The organism is Pseudomonas sp. LA5, assembly GCF_028640825.1.
GTDB classification, from domain to species: domain Bacteria; phylum Pseudomonadota; class Gammaproteobacteria; order Pseudomonadales; family Pseudomonadaceae; genus Chryseomonas; species Chryseomonas aestiva.
This window is the reverse complement of sequence record NZ_JAQYZY010000051.1, coordinates 124,044-140,524: the sequence shown is the minus strand read 5'-3', so window position 1 is coordinate 140,524 and position 16,481 is coordinate 124,044. Positions and strand designations below refer to the sequence as shown.

General features: G+C 67.9%; 13 protein-coding genes. 9 read left to right on the top strand and 4 right to left on the bottom strand.

Annotation, left to right across the window (positions count from 1 at the left end):
* The first annotated feature begins 214 nt into the window (after positions 1-214).
* Complete coding sequence (locus PVZ72_RS18435) at positions 215-1,234, top strand: alginate lyase family protein (RefSeq protein WP_273862658.1); 1,020 nt, start codon at positions 215-217, stop codon at positions 1,232-1,234.
* Between the two features lie 8 nt (positions 1,235-1,242).
* On the opposite strand, the gene PVZ72_RS18430 is transcribed toward PVZ72_RS18435, so the two are convergent.
* The 4 genes from PVZ72_RS18430 to gatC all read right to left on the bottom strand — a co-directional run bounded on the left by PVZ72_RS18430 (position 1,243) and on the right by gatC (position 4,941).
* Positions 1,243-1,641, bottom strand: coding sequence for a septal ring lytic transglycosylase RlpA family protein (locus PVZ72_RS18430; protein WP_133859857.1), 399 nt, complete (start codon positions 1,639-1,641; stop codon positions 1,243-1,245).
* An 89-nt stretch (positions 1,642-1,730) separates the two neighbouring features.
* Complete coding sequence (gatB, locus tag PVZ72_RS18425; protein WP_133859856.1) at positions 1,731-3,179, bottom strand: Asp-tRNA(Asn)/Glu-tRNA(Gln) amidotransferase subunit GatB; 1,449 nt, start codon at positions 3,177-3,179, stop codon at positions 1,731-1,733.
* 14 nt (positions 3,180-3,193) lie between these two features.
* Positions 3,194-4,645: an Asp-tRNA(Asn)/Glu-tRNA(Gln) amidotransferase subunit GatA gene (gatA, locus tag PVZ72_RS18420; RefSeq protein WP_273862657.1), complete on the bottom strand. Its 1,452-nt coding sequence runs from the start codon at positions 4,643-4,645 to the stop codon at positions 3,194-3,196.
* Between the two features lie 8 nt (positions 4,646-4,653).
* A complete protein-coding gene (gene gatC / locus PVZ72_RS18415; RefSeq protein WP_187978678.1) occupies positions 4,654-4,941 on the bottom strand; it encodes an Asp-tRNA(Asn)/Glu-tRNA(Gln) amidotransferase subunit GatC in 288 nt (95 codons plus the stop codon).
* Between the two features lie 232 nt (positions 4,942-5,173).
* On the opposite strand from gatC, the gene mreB reads away from it, so the two are divergent.
* From mreB to tldD, 8 genes are all read left to right on the top strand, one after another.
* Positions 5,174-6,211, top strand: a complete 1,038-nt coding sequence (gene mreB / locus PVZ72_RS18410) for a rod shape-determining protein MreB (protein WP_133859853.1) — start codon at positions 5,174-5,176, stop codon at positions 6,209-6,211.
* 87 nt (positions 6,212-6,298) lie between these two features.
* Positions 6,299-7,513 (top strand): rod shape-determining protein MreC, encoded by a 1,215-nt coding sequence (gene mreC, locus PVZ72_RS18405; protein ID WP_273862749.1) that lies wholly within the window; start codon positions 6,299-6,301, stop codon positions 7,511-7,513.
* Positions 7,513-8,001: a rod shape-determining protein MreD gene (mreD, locus tag PVZ72_RS18400; RefSeq protein WP_133859851.1), complete on the top strand. Its 489-nt coding sequence runs from the start codon at positions 7,513-7,515 to the stop codon at positions 7,999-8,001. Before mreC ends, mreD begins: the two co-directional genes overlap by 1 nt.
* A gap of 63 nt (positions 8,002-8,064) precedes the next feature.
* Positions 8,065-8,652, top strand: coding sequence for a Maf family protein (locus PVZ72_RS18395; RefSeq protein ID WP_273862656.1), 588 nt, complete (start codon positions 8,065-8,067; stop codon positions 8,650-8,652).
* Between the two features lie 76 nt (positions 8,653-8,728).
* Entirely contained in the window at positions 8,729-10,183 is a 1,455-nt protein-coding gene (gene rng / locus PVZ72_RS18390; RefSeq protein WP_133859849.1) for a ribonuclease G, read from the top strand.
* A 9-nt stretch (positions 10,184-10,192) separates the two neighbouring features.
* Positions 10,193-14,026, top strand: coding sequence for a YhdP family protein (locus PVZ72_RS18385; protein WP_273862655.1), 3,834 nt, complete (start codon positions 10,193-10,195; stop codon positions 14,024-14,026).
* 58 nt (positions 14,027-14,084) lie between these two features.
* Complete coding sequence (locus tag PVZ72_RS18380) at positions 14,085-14,924, top strand: carbon-nitrogen hydrolase family protein (RefSeq protein WP_273862654.1); 840 nt, start codon at positions 14,085-14,087, stop codon at positions 14,922-14,924.
* Positions 14,925-15,035: 111 nt separating this feature from the next.
* Positions 15,036-16,481 (top strand): metalloprotease TldD, encoded by a 1,446-nt coding sequence (gene tldD / locus PVZ72_RS18375; RefSeq protein WP_158892217.1) that lies wholly within the window; start codon positions 15,036-15,038, stop codon positions 16,479-16,481.

The window sequence follows — 16,481 nt, the reverse complement described above, 5'->3', positions numbered from 1 at the left end:
CACAACCCGCGGCCAGTCGCTTGGTCGCGGGCTTTTTTTTGCCCGCTCGCCGGGGTTGGCAGACCTTCGGCAGCACGCGGCGAAAGGCGATCGGCTTAAGCTATCGCTAAGGACCGGGTGCGAGTCTGAGCAGACCAGCGCGCCTGAGCGTGAAGCCGGGCAAGGTGGCGCTCCAGCCCTTTCCTGAGCAACGCTTCGCTTGGAGGTCCCCGCCATGAGCGCCGCCCTGCTGTATCTCGCCCTGGCTACAGCCCCCGGACACACGACCTGCCTGGCGGCAAGACCGCCCTCGGCCGCGGCGCTGGCGCAGGCGGTCAGTCATCCTCCCGCGGCCGGGCCCCAGGCGCTGCCGGTCATCCATACCGCAGGCACCCTGCCGCATACCGGCATCCACGACCAGTCCGCCGCGGCGGTACGGGATTTCGGCTACATGCTCGATCTGGCGCTGGCCTGGCGGGACAGTCGCGATGCCGCGGCCCTGGCGCGCCTGGCCAGCTATCTCGATGCCTGGCTGCCAGGGTATCGGCCCAGCTTCCAGCCCATCGACGAGACCAATCTGAGCAATCTCATCGTCGCCTATCAGCTGACCGCGGCAGACCTGCCCGCCGCGACGGCCCGGCGTTCCCGCGCCTTCATCAAGACCCTGGCCGAGGGTTATCTGCAGCAGATGGCGGCGCATCGGGGGGACACCCACGGGGTCTGGAGCAACAACTGGCAGAGTCACAGGATCAAGCTGGCGACCCTGGCTGCTGGCGCGCTGGACGATCCGGCGCTGTTCGCCCAGGCGCGGGCGGCCTTCGTGGCGCAGCTGTCGGTCAATCTCAAGCCCGATGGCGAGGTGCTGGACTTCGGCGAGCGCGATGCCCTGCACTATGTCGTCTACGACCTCGAACCCCTGGTGCTGGCGGCGGCGGTGGCCCAGGGGCGCGGCGAGGACTGGTTGCACCTGCCAGGCGCTGAAGGCCAGACCCTGGCCAGGGCGCTCGACTGGCTGCTGCCCTATGCGCAGGGCCAGCGCAGCCACGAGGAGTTCCGCAATACGACGGTACGCTTCGATGTGCAGCGTGCCCAGGCCGGGCTACCCGGCTATGCAGGCACCTGGCAGCCCCGGGGTGCCAGAAACCTGTACTGGTCGGCCAGTCTGCTCGATCCGCGCTATGCGTCCATCGCCCGCCAGCTCGCTGCGGCACCGCCGCGGATGCTGTGGGCCTATGCCCCGGCCTGTCAGGGCTAGCGCCCCTATCAGTCCAGGCTGCGGATGCTGACCCGGGAGGTGCCGTCGGCCACCATGTCGAGCCGATCGGCCGCGCTGCGCGACAGGTCGATCAGGCGTCGACGAACCGTCGGGCCGCGATCGTTAATGCGCACCACCACGCTGCGGCCGTTGGCCAGGTTGGTGACCTGGACGCGGGTGCCGAAGGGCAGGGTGCGGTGGGCCGCGGTCAGGGCGCCAGGGTCGTATTTTTCACCGCTGGCGGTACGGCGACCGGCGTGCCACTTGGAGTAGAAGGACGCCATGCCGGTGTCCTGATAGTCATGGGCAGCGGTAGGGGACAGCGTGGGCGGGAAGCTTTCCTGACTGGCGCACCCGGCGAACAGCAGGACCAGCGACAGCAGTCCGGCACGGTGGATCCTATGCATCTCGATGCCTCCTGGCAAAACGACCGGCAGCAGCTTAAGGGCTCGCACCGAGGCTGTCAGCCCCGGTCCGTAACCCCGTACGACTGCCGTCAGCCTTCCAGTTTCTGCTTGAGCAGCTGGTTGACCTGGCCAGGGTTGGCCTTGCCCTTGGAGGCCTTCATCGCCTGGCCGACAAAGAAGCCGAACATCTTGCCGCGCTTGGCTTCGTCGCTGGCGCGGTATTGCTCGACCTGGGCGGCATTGGCCGCCAGGACCTCGTCCAGCATCGCCTCGATGGCACCGCTGTCGGTGACCTGCTTGAGACCCTTGGCTTCGATGATGGCATCGGCGCTCGCGCCTTCGCCGGCGGCCAGCGCCTCGAACACCATCTTGGCGATCTTGCCGGAGATGGTGTCGTCCTTGATGCGCAGGATCAGGCCGCCCAGCTGGGCCGCGCTCACCGGTGCCTGGGCGATGTCCAGGTCCTGCTTGTTGAGCAGGCTCGACAATTCGCCCATCACCCAGTTGGCCGCCAGCTTGGCGTCGCCGCTCACCTGCTGGACTTCCTCGAAGTAGTCGGCCAGTTCGCGGCTGGCGGACAGCACGCTGGCGTCATAGACCGACAGCCCGTACTCGCTCTGGAAGCGATCGCGCTTCTCGGTCGGCAGCTCGGGCAACTGACTGCGCACCTCGGCCAGGAAGGCCGGCTCGATCACCACCGGCAAGAGGTCGGGGCAGGGGAAGTAGCGGTAGTCGTTGGCTTCTTCCTTGCTCCGCATGGAGCGGGTCTCGTCCTTGTTGGGATCGTACAGGCGGGTTTCCTGCACCACCTTGCCACCGTCCTCGAGGAGTTCTATCTGGCGCTGAACCTCGTGGTTGATGGCCTTCTCGATGAAGCGGAAGGAGTTGACGTTCTTGATCTCGGCGCGGGTGCCGAAGGCCTCCTGGCCCTTGGGGCGTACCGAGACGTTGCAGTCGCAACGCAGCGAACCCTCGGCCATGTTGCCGTCGCAGATGCCCAGGTAGCGCACCAGGGCATGGATGGCCTTGACGTAGGCCACGGCTTCCTTGGCGCTGCGGATGTCCGGCTCGGAGACGATCTCCAGCAGCGGCGTGCCGGCGCGGTTCAGGTCGATGCCGCTCATGCCGTGGAAGTCTTCGTGCAGGCTCTTGCCAGCGTCTTCTTCCAGGTGCGCGCGGGTGATGCCGATGCGCTTGACTGTGCCGTCTTCCAGGGTGATGTCCAGGTGCCCCTTGCCGACGATGGGATGGTCCATCTGGCTGGTCTGGTAGCCCTTGGGCAGGTCCGGGTAGAAGTAGTTCTTGCGCGCGAAGACGTTGCGCTCGGCGATCTCGGCATCGATGGCCAGGCCGAACTTGCAGGCCATGCGCACGGCCTCGGCGTTGAGCACCGGCAGGGTGCCGGGCATGCCGAGGTCGACCAGGCTGGCGTGGGCGTTGGGCTCGGCGCCGAAGCTGGTGGCGCTGCCGGAGAAGATCTTCGATTGGGTGCTGAGCTGAGCGTGGATCTCAAGCCCGATCACGGTTTCCCATTGCATGTCTCTATCCTTCCTCAGAAGCCGCTCGGCGCCTGGCGATGCCAGTCGCTGACCTGCTGGTACTGGTGGGCGACGTTGAGCAGACGGCCTTCCTGGAAATAGTTGCCGAGCAGTTGCACGCCCACCGGCAGGCCATCGACGAAGCCGGCCGGCATCGACAGGCCGGGAATGCCGGCGAGGTTGGCGGCGATGGTGTAGAGGTCTTCGAGGTAGGCGGAGACCGGGTCGTTGCTCTTCTCGCCGAGTTTCCAGGCCAGGTTCGGCGTGGTCGGGCCGAGGATGACGTCGACCTCGGCGAAGGCCGCGACGAAGTCGTTCTTGATCAGCCGGCGGATGCGCTGGGCCTTGAGGTAGTAGGCGTCGTAATAACCGGCCGACAGGGCATAGGTACCGACCATGATGCGGCGCTTCACCTCGGCGCCGAAGCCTTCGCCACGGGATCTCTTGTAGAGATCTTCCAGATTGACCGGATTCTCGCAGCGATAGCCGAAGCGCACGCCGTCGAAGCGTGACAGGTTGGAACTGGCTTCGGCCGGGGCGATGACGTAGTAGGCCGGAATCGCGTGCTGCAGGGTGGGCAGCGAGATGTCCTTGACGGTGGCGCCGAGCTTCTTGAGCGCCTCGACCACGGCCAGCACCTTCTCGCCGATGCGGGCATCCAGGCCGGCACCGAAGTATTCCCGCGGCAGACCGATGCGCAGGCCGCTCAGCGGCTGCTGCAGGGCCGCCTGGTAGTCGTCCACTGGCTGGTCGACGCTGGTGGAGTCCTTGGGGTCGAAACCGGCCATGGCCTGCAGCAGCAGGGCGCAGTCCTCGGCGGTGCGTGCCAGCGGGCCGCCCTGATCGAGGCTGGAGGCGTAGGCGATCATGCCCCAGCGCGAGACGCGGCCGTAGGTGGGCTTGATGCCGGTGAGGTTGGTCAGGGCCGCCGGCTGGCGAATCGAGCCGCCGGTGTCGGTGCCGGTGGCGGCCGGCAGCAGGCGCGCGGCCACGGCCGCGGCGGAGCCACCGGAAGAGCCGCCCGGTACCCGGGTGACGTCCCAGGGATTCTTCACCGGGCCGTAGTGACTGGACTCGTTGGCCGAACCCATGGCGAATTCGTCCATGTTCAGCTTGCCGAGGGAGACGGCGCCCGCCGCGGCCAGCCGCTCCACGACGGTGGCGTCATAGGGCGCCTTGAAGCCGGTGAGGATCTTCGAGCCGCAGCTGGTCAGCACCCCCTGGGTGCAGAACAGATCCTTGTGGGCGAGAGGTGCACCGAGCAGGGCGCCGTTTTCGCCGGCGGCGCGCCGGGCGTCGGCAGCCCGCGCCTGGGCCAGCGCCTGGTTGGTGGTCACGGTGATGAAGCTGTTGAGCCGGGGGTCGAGCTGCTCGATCCGCTGCAGCAGGCCGCGGGTCAGCTCCTCGGCGGAAAAATCCTTGGCGGCCAGGGCGGCAGCGATTTCGGTCAGGGTCAGCTGATGCATGTCGTGTCTCACTCGATCACCTTGGGAACCAGGTACAGGCCGGCTTCCACGGCCGGGGCGATGGCCTGGTAGGCCTCGCGCCGGTCGTCTTCGGTGGCCTGGTCGGGTCGCAGGCGCTGGGTGGCTTCCAGCGGGTGGGCGAGGGGGGCGATACCCGTGGTATCCACGGCCTGCATCTGGTCGACGAGGCCGAGGATGTCGTTGAGGGTGGCGGTGGTAGCGGCGAGATCCGCCTCATCGAGACCCAGGCGGGCCAGGTGAGCAATCTTTTCGACGTCGGTGCGTTCGAGCGCCATCGGCTTCTCCAAGCAGGAAGGCGGCGTGACCCGGTTGGCGGCCGCGTATGCTGGAGACGGGCTGGGCGGGTCGGGCGCCGCGTTGAACAGGGGCTTAACGGCCCGGAAAAGCTCTCAATCTAGCATATCGGCGCCTTGCCCTAAATCCCTGCGATTGTTAGAGTCTGCCGCACTTTTTTACCCGCACGTTTGTCCTGTCGCGTGCCTGCTTGTCACCGCCTAGGGTCACCTCATGTTCAAGAAATTGCGTGGCATGTTCTCCAGCGATCTGTCGATCGACCTGGGAACCGCCAACACCCTGATTTATGTCCGCGAGCGTGGCATCGTGCTCAACGAGCCGTCGGTCGTCGCCATCCGTACCCATGGCAACCAGAAGAGCGTCGTCGCCGTCGGTACCGACGCCAAGCGCATGCTCGGTCGGACGCCGGGCAACATTGCCGCCATCCGCCCGATGAAGGACGGCGTCATCGCCGACTTCAGCGTCTGCGAAAAGATGTTGCAATACTTCATCAACAAGGTGCACGAGAACAGCTTCCTGCAGCCCAGTCCGCGGGTGCTGATCTGCGTGCCCTGCAAGTCGACCCAGGTCGAGCGCCGCGCCATTCGCGAATCCGCGCTGGGCGCCGGTGCCCGTGAGGTATTCCTGATCGAGGAGCCGATGGCCGCGGCCATTGGCGCCGGTCTGCCGGTCGAGGAAGCCCATGGCTCCATGGTCGTCGACATCGGCGGTGGCACCACCGAGATCGCCCTGATCTCGCTGAACGGCGTGGTCTATGCCGAATCCGTCCGCGTCGGCGGCGATCGCTTCGACGAAGCCATCGTCACCTACGTGCGTCGCAACTACGGCAGCCTGATCGGCGAATCCACCGCCGAGCGCATCAAGCAGGAAATCGGTACCGCCTACCCGGGCGGCGAGGTCCGCGAGATCGACGTCCGTGGCCGCAACCTGGCCGAAGGCGTACCGCGCAGCTTCACCCTCAATTCCACCGAGGTGCTCGAAGCCATGCAGGAATCCCTGGCGACCATCGTCCAGGCGGTCAAGAGCTGCCTGGAGCAGTCGCCGCCGGAGCTGGCCTCCGACATCGCCGAGCGTGGCCTGGTGCTGACCGGTGGTGGCGCCCTGCTGCGCGACCTGGACAAGCTGCTGTCGCTGGAAACCGGCCTGCCGGTGATCGTCGCCGAAGACCCGCTGACCTGCGTGGCCCGTGGCGGCGGCAAGGCGCTGGACATGATGGATCGCCACGCCATGGACCTGCTGTCCACCGAATAAGGCAGTTCCAGGCTACAGGCCCCGCTCCGGCCGCCCCTGGCGGCCGGAGCGCCGGGCGCGTTCTGCGAGGAACTCACCATCAAGCCGATTTTCAGCAAAAGCCCGGCGCTGGGCATTCGTCTGCTGATCCTGGCCGCCCTTTCGGTGGGTGTCATGGTCACCGACGCGCGCTTCGACTACCTGAAACCGGTACGCAGCGAACTGGCGCTGGTCCTCTCGCCCCTCTATGAGGTGGCGGGCTTTCCCCTGCGTGCCTGGGAAGGCGTCAGCGACCAGTTTTCCAGCCGCACCGAACTGATGGCGGAAAACGAGCGGCTCAAGGCCGAGCAACTGCTGCTGCAGCGCCGCCTGCAGAAACTCGCCGCCCTCACCGAGCAGAACGTGCGCCTGCGCGAGCTGCTCAATTCCGCCGCTTTGGTGGACGACAAGGTACTGGTCGGCGAACTGATCGGCGTCGACCCCAATCCCTATACCCATCGCATCATCATCGACAAGGGCGCGAAGGACGGCGTCTTCGTCGGCCAGCCGGTGCTCGACGCCAGCGGCCTGATGGGCCAGGTGGTGGAGGTGATGCCCTATTCGGCGCGGGTGCTGCTGCTCACCGACGTGACCCACAGCATTCCGGTGCAGGTCAATCGCAACGGCCTGCGCGCCATCGCCGTCGGCACCGGCAATCCCGAGCGGCTGGAACTGCGCTATGTGGCCGACACCGCCGACATCAAGGAAGGCGACCTGCTGGTGAGTTCCGGCCTGGGCCAGCGCTTCCCGGCGGGCTATCCGGTGGCCACCGTCTCCAAGGTGATCCACGACTCGGGGCAACCCTTCGCCGTGGTGCGCGCCATTCCCACCGCCAAGCTCAATCGCAGTCGTTACATGCTGCTGGTGTTCAGCGATACCCGCACACCCGAGCAGCGCGCCAACGACGCCGCCGAGGCCCAGGAGGCCGCCGATCGCCACGCGGCCCAGCGCCCGGCCGCGCCGGCGAATCCGCCGCCGGCCGGCGCCTCGGCTGCGCAGCCGGCGGCCGCCAATGTCACGCCGGCGCCCGGCACCGGCACCGGCAGTCGCAGCGCGACGCCGGCCAAGCCGCCCGCGGGCCAGGGCAGCAGCTCGGCCCATCCCGCCACGCCGACCAAGCCACCCGCGAACGCGAGCGGCAGCGCGGCGCATCCGGCGACACCGGCCAAGCCGCCGGCGCAGGGCGCGACCGCCACGCCGAGCCATCCGGCCGCTAACGCCGCTCAATCACAGCGCCGGGTCCAGCAACCCGCGCCGGAACTGCCGGACGAGGGTGATCGTTGATGGCTTTGCGCATCGGCCACAACGGGTGGGTGATCTGGCTCACCCTGTTGGTCGGGTTGCTGCTGTCCGTCGTGCCCATGCCCGAGTTCATGGAGATCGGCCGGCCGCTGTGGCTGGCGATGCTGCTGACCTTCTGGACCCTGACCCTGCCGCACCGTGTCGGCCTGTTCACCGCCTGGACGATGGGCATCGCCGAAGACGTGCTCTACGGCAACCTGCTGGGCCAGACCGCCCTGGTGCTGAGCCTGGTGGTCTTTCTGGTGCGCTCCCTGGCGCAGCGACTGCGGGCCTTTCCCATCTGGCAGCAGAGCTTCGTGCTGCTGGTGGTCTACGGCATCGCCCAATTGCTGGCGCTGTGGCTCAACGCCCTGGCCGGCAGCCGGCCACCGACCCTGGTGTTTCTCACCCCCTCGCTGGTCAGCGCGCTGCTCTGGCCGTGGATCTACCTGCTGCTCCGCGGGCTGCGCCTCAGATTCGGCGTCAACTAAGCTGGTTTCACCTGCAACAGGCTGGCATTCTCCCGTCATCCCCCCGCCGTCTGGTTGTTGTCGATGTCCCAGCTCTACCTCGCCTCCGCTTCGCCCCGCCGCGCCGAACTACTCGAACAGATCGGCGTGGCCTTCCAGAAGGTCGTCGCAACGGTGGACGAAACCCCGCATCCGGGGGAGGCGGCGGACGCCTATGTCGAACGCCTGGCGCGGGCCAAGGCAGCCATGGGCCGACAGGTGCTGGGCAGTGCCTCCGCCGGCTGCGTGCTGGGCGCCGATACCTGTGTGGTGCTCGATGACCAGCTGCTCGGCAAACCCCGGGATCGCGCCGACGCCCTGGCCATGCTCGCCGCCCTCAGCGGACGCCGGCACCGGGTGGTGACCGGCGTCGCCGTCGTCGATGGCGAGCGCTGCCTCAGTCGCGTGGTGTCCGCCGAGGTGGAATTCCGCCCCCTGGCGCCCGGCGAGGCCGAACGCTACTGGGACACCGGCGAGCCGGCCGACAAGGCCGGCAGCTACGCCATCCAGGGCGCCGGCGCGGTCTTCGTGCGCGGCCTGACGGGTAGTTACAGCGCCGTGGTAGGGCTGCCGCTGTGCGAGACCGCGGAACTGCTGAGCGCTTTCGCCATCCCTTGTTGGCGGTCTGTCTGACGGCCGAATATCCCGTGCTGAGGCGCCTGGCGCCACGGTCCCCTTTCTGCCCTTCCACGTTGTCCAAGAGTCCTCCATGAGCGAAGAGATCCTCATCAACATCACTCCCATGGAGTCCCGTGTCGCCGTCGTGGAAAACGGTGTGCTGCAGGAGGTGCACGTCGAGCGCACCCTGAGACGCGGCATCGTCGGCAACATCTATCGCGGGCGGGTGGTGCGGGTGCTGCCGGGCATGCAGGCGGCCTTCATCGACATCGGCCTGGCGCGGGCGGCCTTCATCCATGCCGCCGAGATCTCCCAGCGCGAGGGTGCGGCGGTGGAAAGCATCAACGCCCTGGTACGCGAGGGCCAGACGCTGGTGGTGCAGGTCACCAAGGATCCCATAGGCACCAAGGGCGCCCGCCTCACCACCCACCTGTCGATTCCCTCGCGCTACCTGGTCTACATGCCGCGTACCTCCCACGTCGGCATCTCGCTGAAGATCGAGGACGAAGCCGAGCGCGAGCGGCTCAAGGCGATCATGGCGCGCTGCGTGGAGAGCGAGGGCATCGAGCACGAGGGCGGCTTCATCCTGCGCACCGCCGCCGAGGCGGCGCGCGAAGAAGACATCCTCGCCGACATCCGCTACCTGCGACGGCTCTGGCAGCAGATTTCCGGCAACCTCCAGGGACCGACGCCGGTGCCCATCTACGAAGACCTGACCCTGGCCCTGCGCGCCCTGCGCGATCTGGTCGGGCCGCGCACGGAAAAGATCCGCGTCGACAGTCGCGAGAATTTCCAGCGCATCGGCCAGTTCGTCGAGGAGCTGATGCCCGAGGTGGCGACGCGGCTGGAGCACTATCCGGGCGAGCGGCCGATCTTCGACCTCTATGGCGTGGAAGACGAGATCCAGAAGGCCCTGGAGCGCAAGGTGCTGCTCAAGTCCGGTGGCTATCTGGTGATCGACCCCACCGAGGCCATGACCACCATCGACGTCAACACCGGCGCCTTCGTCGGCCATCGCAATCTGGAAGAGACCATCTTCAAGACCAACCTGGAGGCGGCCACCGCCATCGCCCGCCAGCTGCGGCTGCGCAATCTCGGCGGCATCATCATCATCGACTTCATCGACATGGAAGACGAAGAGCACCAGCGCCAGGTGATCCGTACCCTGGAAAAGCAGCTCGAACGCGACCATGCCAAGACCAACATCATCGGCATCACCGAACTGGGCCTCTTGCAGATGACCCGCAAGCGCACCCGCGAGAGCCTGTCCCAGGTGCTCTGCGAGCCCTGCGCCAACTGCCAGGGGCGCGGCATCCTGCGCACCGCCGAGACCATCTGCTACGAGATCTTCCGCGAGATCCTGCGCGAGGCGCGGGCCTACCAGGCCAATTCCTACCTGGTGCTGGCCAACCAGAAGGTGGTGGATCGGCTGCTGGACGAGGAATCGGGCAACGTCGCCGATCTCGAGGCCTTTATCGGCCGCACCGTCAAATTCCAGGTCGAGACCATGTATTCCCAGGAGCAGTACGATGTCGTGCTGCTCTAGGTCCGGGTCTTGATATCCCTGCTCAAACGCGGCGCGCTGGGTCTGGCGCTGCTGGTGCTCGTCCTGTTGACGCTCTACCTCGGCCTGGGGCGGTTGCTCATGCCCTGGGTCGGCGAATACCGCAACGAAGTCGAGTCGCGCGCTGCGGCGGCGCTCGGCGAGCCGGTGCGCCTGGGCCGACTCGAAGGACGCTGGGCCCGCTGGAATCCGGTGCTGATCCTGCGCGATCTGTCCCTGGGACGCGGCGAGGGCATGGTGCAGCTGGATCATCTCCAGGTGGTGCCGGATGTCTTCGGCAGCCTCTGGCATCGCCAACTGCGACTCAAGTCCGTGCAGGTTGATGGCGTCCATCTGGTCCTGCAGGAGGACGCCCAGGGGCACTGGCAATTGCGCGGCCTGCCGCCGCGAGCGCCGGATGCCAAGCCCTTCGATCCGGGTCCGCTGCTCGATGGCCTGGCGCGTCTGGGGCATGCCAGTCTGCTGGACAGCCAGCTCAGCCTGATTCCCCAGCAGGGTTCGCCGGTGACCCTGAGGTACGCCGAGGCCAGTCTGTCCCGGCAGCTCAGTGGCGCCCTGGAACTGGCGACCCGTTTCCGGCTGCCCGACGGTGGCACGGTAGCGGCGCACTTCACCGCCATGCCGCGTCCCGAAGACTGGCGTGCCAGCACCGTCGAAGGCTATCTCAGCCTGCCCGCCAGCGACTGGTCCCGCTGGGTGCCGGCGGCCCTGACCCGGCAGTGGCAACTGCGGCGTGTCCAGGCGGCAGGCGAGCTCTGGTTCGCCTGGGCCGAAGGTCGACTGGAGCGCTCCCACCTGCGGCTGAAAGCGGATGAATTGACGCTCGCCTACGCCGATCATCCGCCGGTGCGCCTGCAGGCCCTGACCCTGGACGCCGACCAGCAGGCCGGCGACGCCAGCCAGTACCGTGGTGCCCTGGCGCTTAAGGCCCAGCTCGACGGCAAGCCGCTGGAGGCCCGCTATGGCCTTGGCTATGACAGCACCGCCCAGCACCTGCAGGTGCGCGGCGACCAGCTGGATCTCAGGCAGGCCGCCAGGCTGGCGCGGGACCTGGCGCCCCTGCCGGCACCGGTTGCCCAGGCGCTCCAGGCCCTGGCGCCCCATGGCCAGCTGCGCAACCTCAATGCCGACTTCTATCCGCAGAAGCCGCTGCGCGAGCGCCTTTCCTATGCAGCCAACCTGGATCGCGTGGGCTTTGCCGCCTATCACGGTGCCCCGGCCGCCGAGGGCGTCACCGGCAGCCTGAGCGGTAGCCTGGGCGGTGGCGAATTGCGTCTGGATACCACCGACTTCATGCTGCACCTGAGCGATCTCTTTCCCGAACCCTGGCGCTATCGCACCGCCAGGGCGCGGCTGACCTGGAGTCTCGACGACCAGCGCTTCACCCTAGGCAGTGCCCTGATGCAGGTCACCGGCCCGGAAGGCGCTGCCAGTGGCGACATGCATATCCAGCTCGGCCTGCATCCCGAGGTGGACAGCTACATGGACCTGCGCGTCGGCCTCAAGGATGGCGACGCCAGCTACACCCGCAAGTACCTGCCGACCAAACTGCCGGCCACGGATTTCAGCCCGGAGCTGGCCCAGTGGCTGAGCACCGCCATCGTCGGCGGTCGCATCGACGAGGGTATCTACCAGTACCAGGGATCGCTGCGCCACGGCTCGCCGGCGCACTCGCGCACCATGAGTCTGTTCTTCCGGGTGCACGACGCCCAGTTGGCCTATCAGCCTGGCTGGCCCGCCCTGCGCGAGGCGCGCGGCGATGTCTTCATCGAAAGCGATGGGGTCAAGGTGCAGGTCCCCGAAGGACGCATCCTCGACACCCGGGTCAGGGACGTCGAGGCGCGCATCCCGCTGCTGCACGATGGCAGCGCGCCGCACCTGCGGCTCAGCGCGCGACTCGACAGCAGTGTGCGCGATGGACTGAAGATCCTCCAGGAAACGCCGCTGCCGACCGCCAAGGTCTTTGCCGGCTGGAAGGGCGAGGGCGCGCTCGCCAACAGCAGCCTGAACCTGGACATCCCCCTGGCCAAGGGGCAGCCACCGGTGGTGGTGGTCGAGCTGACGCCGGACAAGGCGCGCCTGGAACTGGCCGATCCCCCGCTGACCCTCACCGAGCTGCGCGGCACCTTCCGCTACGACACCCGCAGCGGCCTCAGTGCCCCCGACATCCAGGCGCGGGTCTTCGACCAGCCCATTCGCGGTCAGGCGCTGGCCGAGGGCAAACCCGACGATCCGCGCACCCGGCTGGTGGTGGACGGCCGGGTCGACGTCGACCAGCTGGCGCGCTGGCTGGGCAGCGAAGGACGACCCATCCCGGCGCGTGGCCTGCTCGGCTATCGCCTCGGCCTGACCCTGGCCGAGCACAGCGAACTGGCGGTCACCTCGGATCTGCTCGGGTTGGCCATCGATCTGCCGGCGCCCTTCGGCAAGAATGCTGACGAGGCACGTGACGGCTTCTTCAGCCTGGCGCTCAACGACGGCGAGCGGCGGGTGGAGGCGACCTACAAGGGCCTCGCCGATGCCGTGCTGCTGCTCGATCCCAAGGCTATCGCCAAGGGCCGCGGCGAGATCGTGCTGGGCGGCGGCACCGCCAATCTGCCCACCGCCGCCGGCTACGACCTGCGCGGGCAACTGGCGGAATTCGACCTGGCCGCCTGGCAGGACATCTACCAGCGCTATGGCAAGGCGGGGAGCGGCGGCAGTGCAGGGCAGGGCGGTGGCAACACCCTGGACGTCTCCAGCCTCGGGCGGGGCGATCTCAACTTCGGGCGCTTCCTGGCCTTCGGGCAACAGATCGACAACCTGCGCCTCACCTATGAACCCCAGGGCAGCGCCTGGCAACTCGGCCTGGCCAGCCAGACCATTGCCGGCCAGGTGCGCATCCCGCGCCAGACCGGCCAGCCGATCGACATCAACCTGCAGCACCTGCGCATCCCCCAGACGCCGGCGGACCCCTCGGTGGAAAGCGAGGCGCCGCGCCCCGATCCGCTGGCCGACGTCGATCCGCGCAGCCTGCCGGCGCTGAATCTGGTCATCGATCGCCTGGAGCTGGGCGGCCGTCTGGTGGGTGCCCAGCGCCTGCAGCTCAGGCCTTCGCCCTCAGGCGCCAATTTCAACGCCCTGGATCTCGACCTGCGGGGCCTCAAGGTGCAGGGCGCGCTGCGCTGGGAAGGTGCGCCGGGCGCGACCCACAGCTACTACCAGGGCCGCCTCGCCGGCGGCAACATCGCCGATATCCTGCTGGGCTGGAATTTCGCCTCCAGCGTCACCAGTCGCGATTTCCGCCTGGATGCCCGGGTCGACTGGCCCGGCTCGCCAGCCTATGTCGCCCTGGCCCGCCTCAATGGCAGCCTCGATGCCCGCTTCAATGACGGCCAGTTGCGCCAGGTGGAAGGCACGGCCTCGGCGCTGCGCATCTTCGGTCTGCTCAATTTCGAATCCATCCGCCGCCGCCTGCGGCTGGATTTCTCCGATCTGTTCGGCAAGGGCCTGAGCTACGACAGCATCACCGGGGTGCTCGACGCCCAGCAGGGGGCCTTCCGCACCCGCAAGCCCATCAGCCTCAGCGGGCCGGGTGCCGAGATGAGTCTGCAGGGCCTGCTGGACATGGCCAGCAACCGGGTCGATGCCAACCTCAAGGTGGGGCTGCCGGTCAGCAACTCCCTGCCGCTGGCCGCGCTGATCGCCGGGTCACCGGCCATCGGTGGCGCGCTGTTCATCGTCGATCGACTGATCGGTGATCGCATCACGCGCATGGCCAGCATCAACTACCACATCGAAGGCCCCTGGCAGAATCCGACCATGACCACGGGCAAGCGCGATTGAGCATTGCCCTGCGGCCGCACCGCTGCTTAGGATGGACGCTCCCTTCTGGAGTGCCTGCATGTCCATAGCCATCCTGCAGATGGTCAGCGGCCCCGCGGTGGCGGCCAATCTGCGCGCCGCCGAGCGACTGCTCGAACGCGCTGCCGGAGCGGGCGCGCGCCTGGCGGTGCTGCCGGAAAACTTCGTCGCCATCGGCCATCCGGCCCCCGCCGAGCTGGCGCGGGCCGAGGCGCTGGGGCAGGGCGAGATCCTGCCCTGGCTCTCTAGTCGGGCGCGCGAACTGGGGCTCTGGTTGCTCGCCGGTACCCTGCCGCTGCTGCCCGACGGTGCCACCGAGGGCAAGCCCTGTGCCTGTTCGCTGCTGTTCGACGACCAAGGTCGCCGCGTCGCCCGCTATGACAAGCTGCACCTCTTCGATGCCGACGTCAGCGACAGCCAGGGCAGCTATCGGGAATCCGACCACTATGCCGCCGGTGAGACCCTCACGGTGGTGGATACCCCGGTCGGCCGCCTGGGCCTGACCGTCTGCTACGACCTGCGCTTTCCCGAACTCTACAGCGCCCTGCGCGCTGCCGGTGCGGAGCTGATCAGCGCCCCCTCGGCCTTTACCGTGCCCACCGGCCAGGCCCACTGGGAGCTGCTGCTGCGCGCCCGGGCGGTGGAGACCCAGAGCTACCTGCTGGGCGCTGCCCAGGGCGGTGTCCACGCCAATGGCCGCACGACTTGGGGCCACGCCATGGCCGTGGATCCCTGGGGCGAGGTGCTTGCCGTCCAGGCCAGCGGCGAGGCCGTGCTGCTCATCGAGCGCGATGCCGAGCGCCAGGCCCAATTGCGCCAGCGAATGCCCGTCACCCAGCACCGCCGCTTCCTGCCGGCGCGCCTGGCCGAACGGCAATGACGGCCATTGGTCTTTTGCATCAGGGATCAGTCACTTCCGCGAGTAGGCTAGAGGTCACCTCGCGACCCTTTCATCGTTCCGACGCCCCCGGTGGCGTCGTCTGGAGTTTCCATGAGTGATTACCTGAATAGCGTCGGCTCGGCCCTGCTGGGCCCCGGCGGACTCGCGGTGGACGATCTGCAACCCGTGCTGCAGCGTCTGGCCGGACCCGGCATCGACGCCGCCGACCTGTATTTCCAGAGCATCGTCTCCGAGTCCTGGCTGCTGGAAGACGGCATCGTCAAGGAAGGCGGTTTTCACCTCGACCAGGGCGTCGGGGTGCGGGCGCTGTCCGGCGAGAAGACCGGTTTCGCCTACAGCAACGCCATTACCGGCGAGGCCCTGGATCTGGCCGCCCAGGCCGCGCGTTCCATCTCCCGCAGCGGTGCCGAAGGCCAGGTCCAGGCGTTCCGCGCGGTGGAGCCGGCGCAGCGGCTCTATGGCCAGGACAATCCCCTCGAAGTGCTGGATCGCGCCACCAAGGTCACCTTCCTGAAGCAGCTGGACGAGGCGACCCGCGCCCTGGATCCGCGCATCCAGCAGGTCACCATCAGCCTGGCCGGGGTCTGGGAGCGCACCCTGGTGGCCGCGGTCGACGGCACCCTCGCTGCCGACGTACGCCCGCTGGTCCGCCTGGGCGTCAGTGTCATCGTCGAGCAGAACGGCCGCCGCGAGCGCGGCAACAGCGGCGGCGGCGGTCGCTGCGACTACCGCTATTTCCAGCGTGACGACCGCGCCCTGGGCTATGCCCGCGAAGCGGTGCGCCAGGCGCTGGTCAATCTCGAAGCCACCGCGGCCCCGGCGGGCACCCTGCCGGTGGTGCTGGGGGCCGGCTGGTCCGGCGTGCTGCTGCACGAGGCGGTCGGCCATGGCCTGGAAGGCGACTTCAACCGCAAGGGCAGCTCCAACTACAGCGGCCAGCTCGGTCGCCAGGTGGCGTCCTCGCTGTGCACCATCGTCGACGACGGTACCCTGCCGGATCGCCGCGGCTCCCTGTCCATCGACGACGAGGGCACGCCCAGCGGCTACAACGTGCTGATCGAGAACGGCATCCTCAAGGGCTACATGCAGGACAAGCTCAACGCCCGGCTGATGGGCGTGGCGCCCACCGGCAACGGTCGCCGCGAATCCTATGCGCACCTGCCCATGCCGCGCATGACCAACACCTACATGCTGGCCGGCCAGAGCGATCCGGCCGAGATCATCGCCTCGGTGGAGAAGGGCATCTATTGCGCCAGCCTGGGCGGCGGTCAGGTGGACATCACCAGCGGCAAGTTCGTCTTCACCACCAACGAGGCCTATCTGATCGAGAACGGCAAGCTCGGTCGCCCGGTGAAGGGCGCCACCCTGATCGGCAACGGCCCCGAGGTCATGAACCGGGTGTCCATGGTCGGCAACGACCTGGCGCTGGATGCGGGGGTAGGGACCTGCGGCAAGGACGGCCAGTCACTGCCGGTGGGCGTGGGTCAGCCGACCCTGAAGATCGATGCCATCACCGTGGGCGGCACCGGCGCCTGA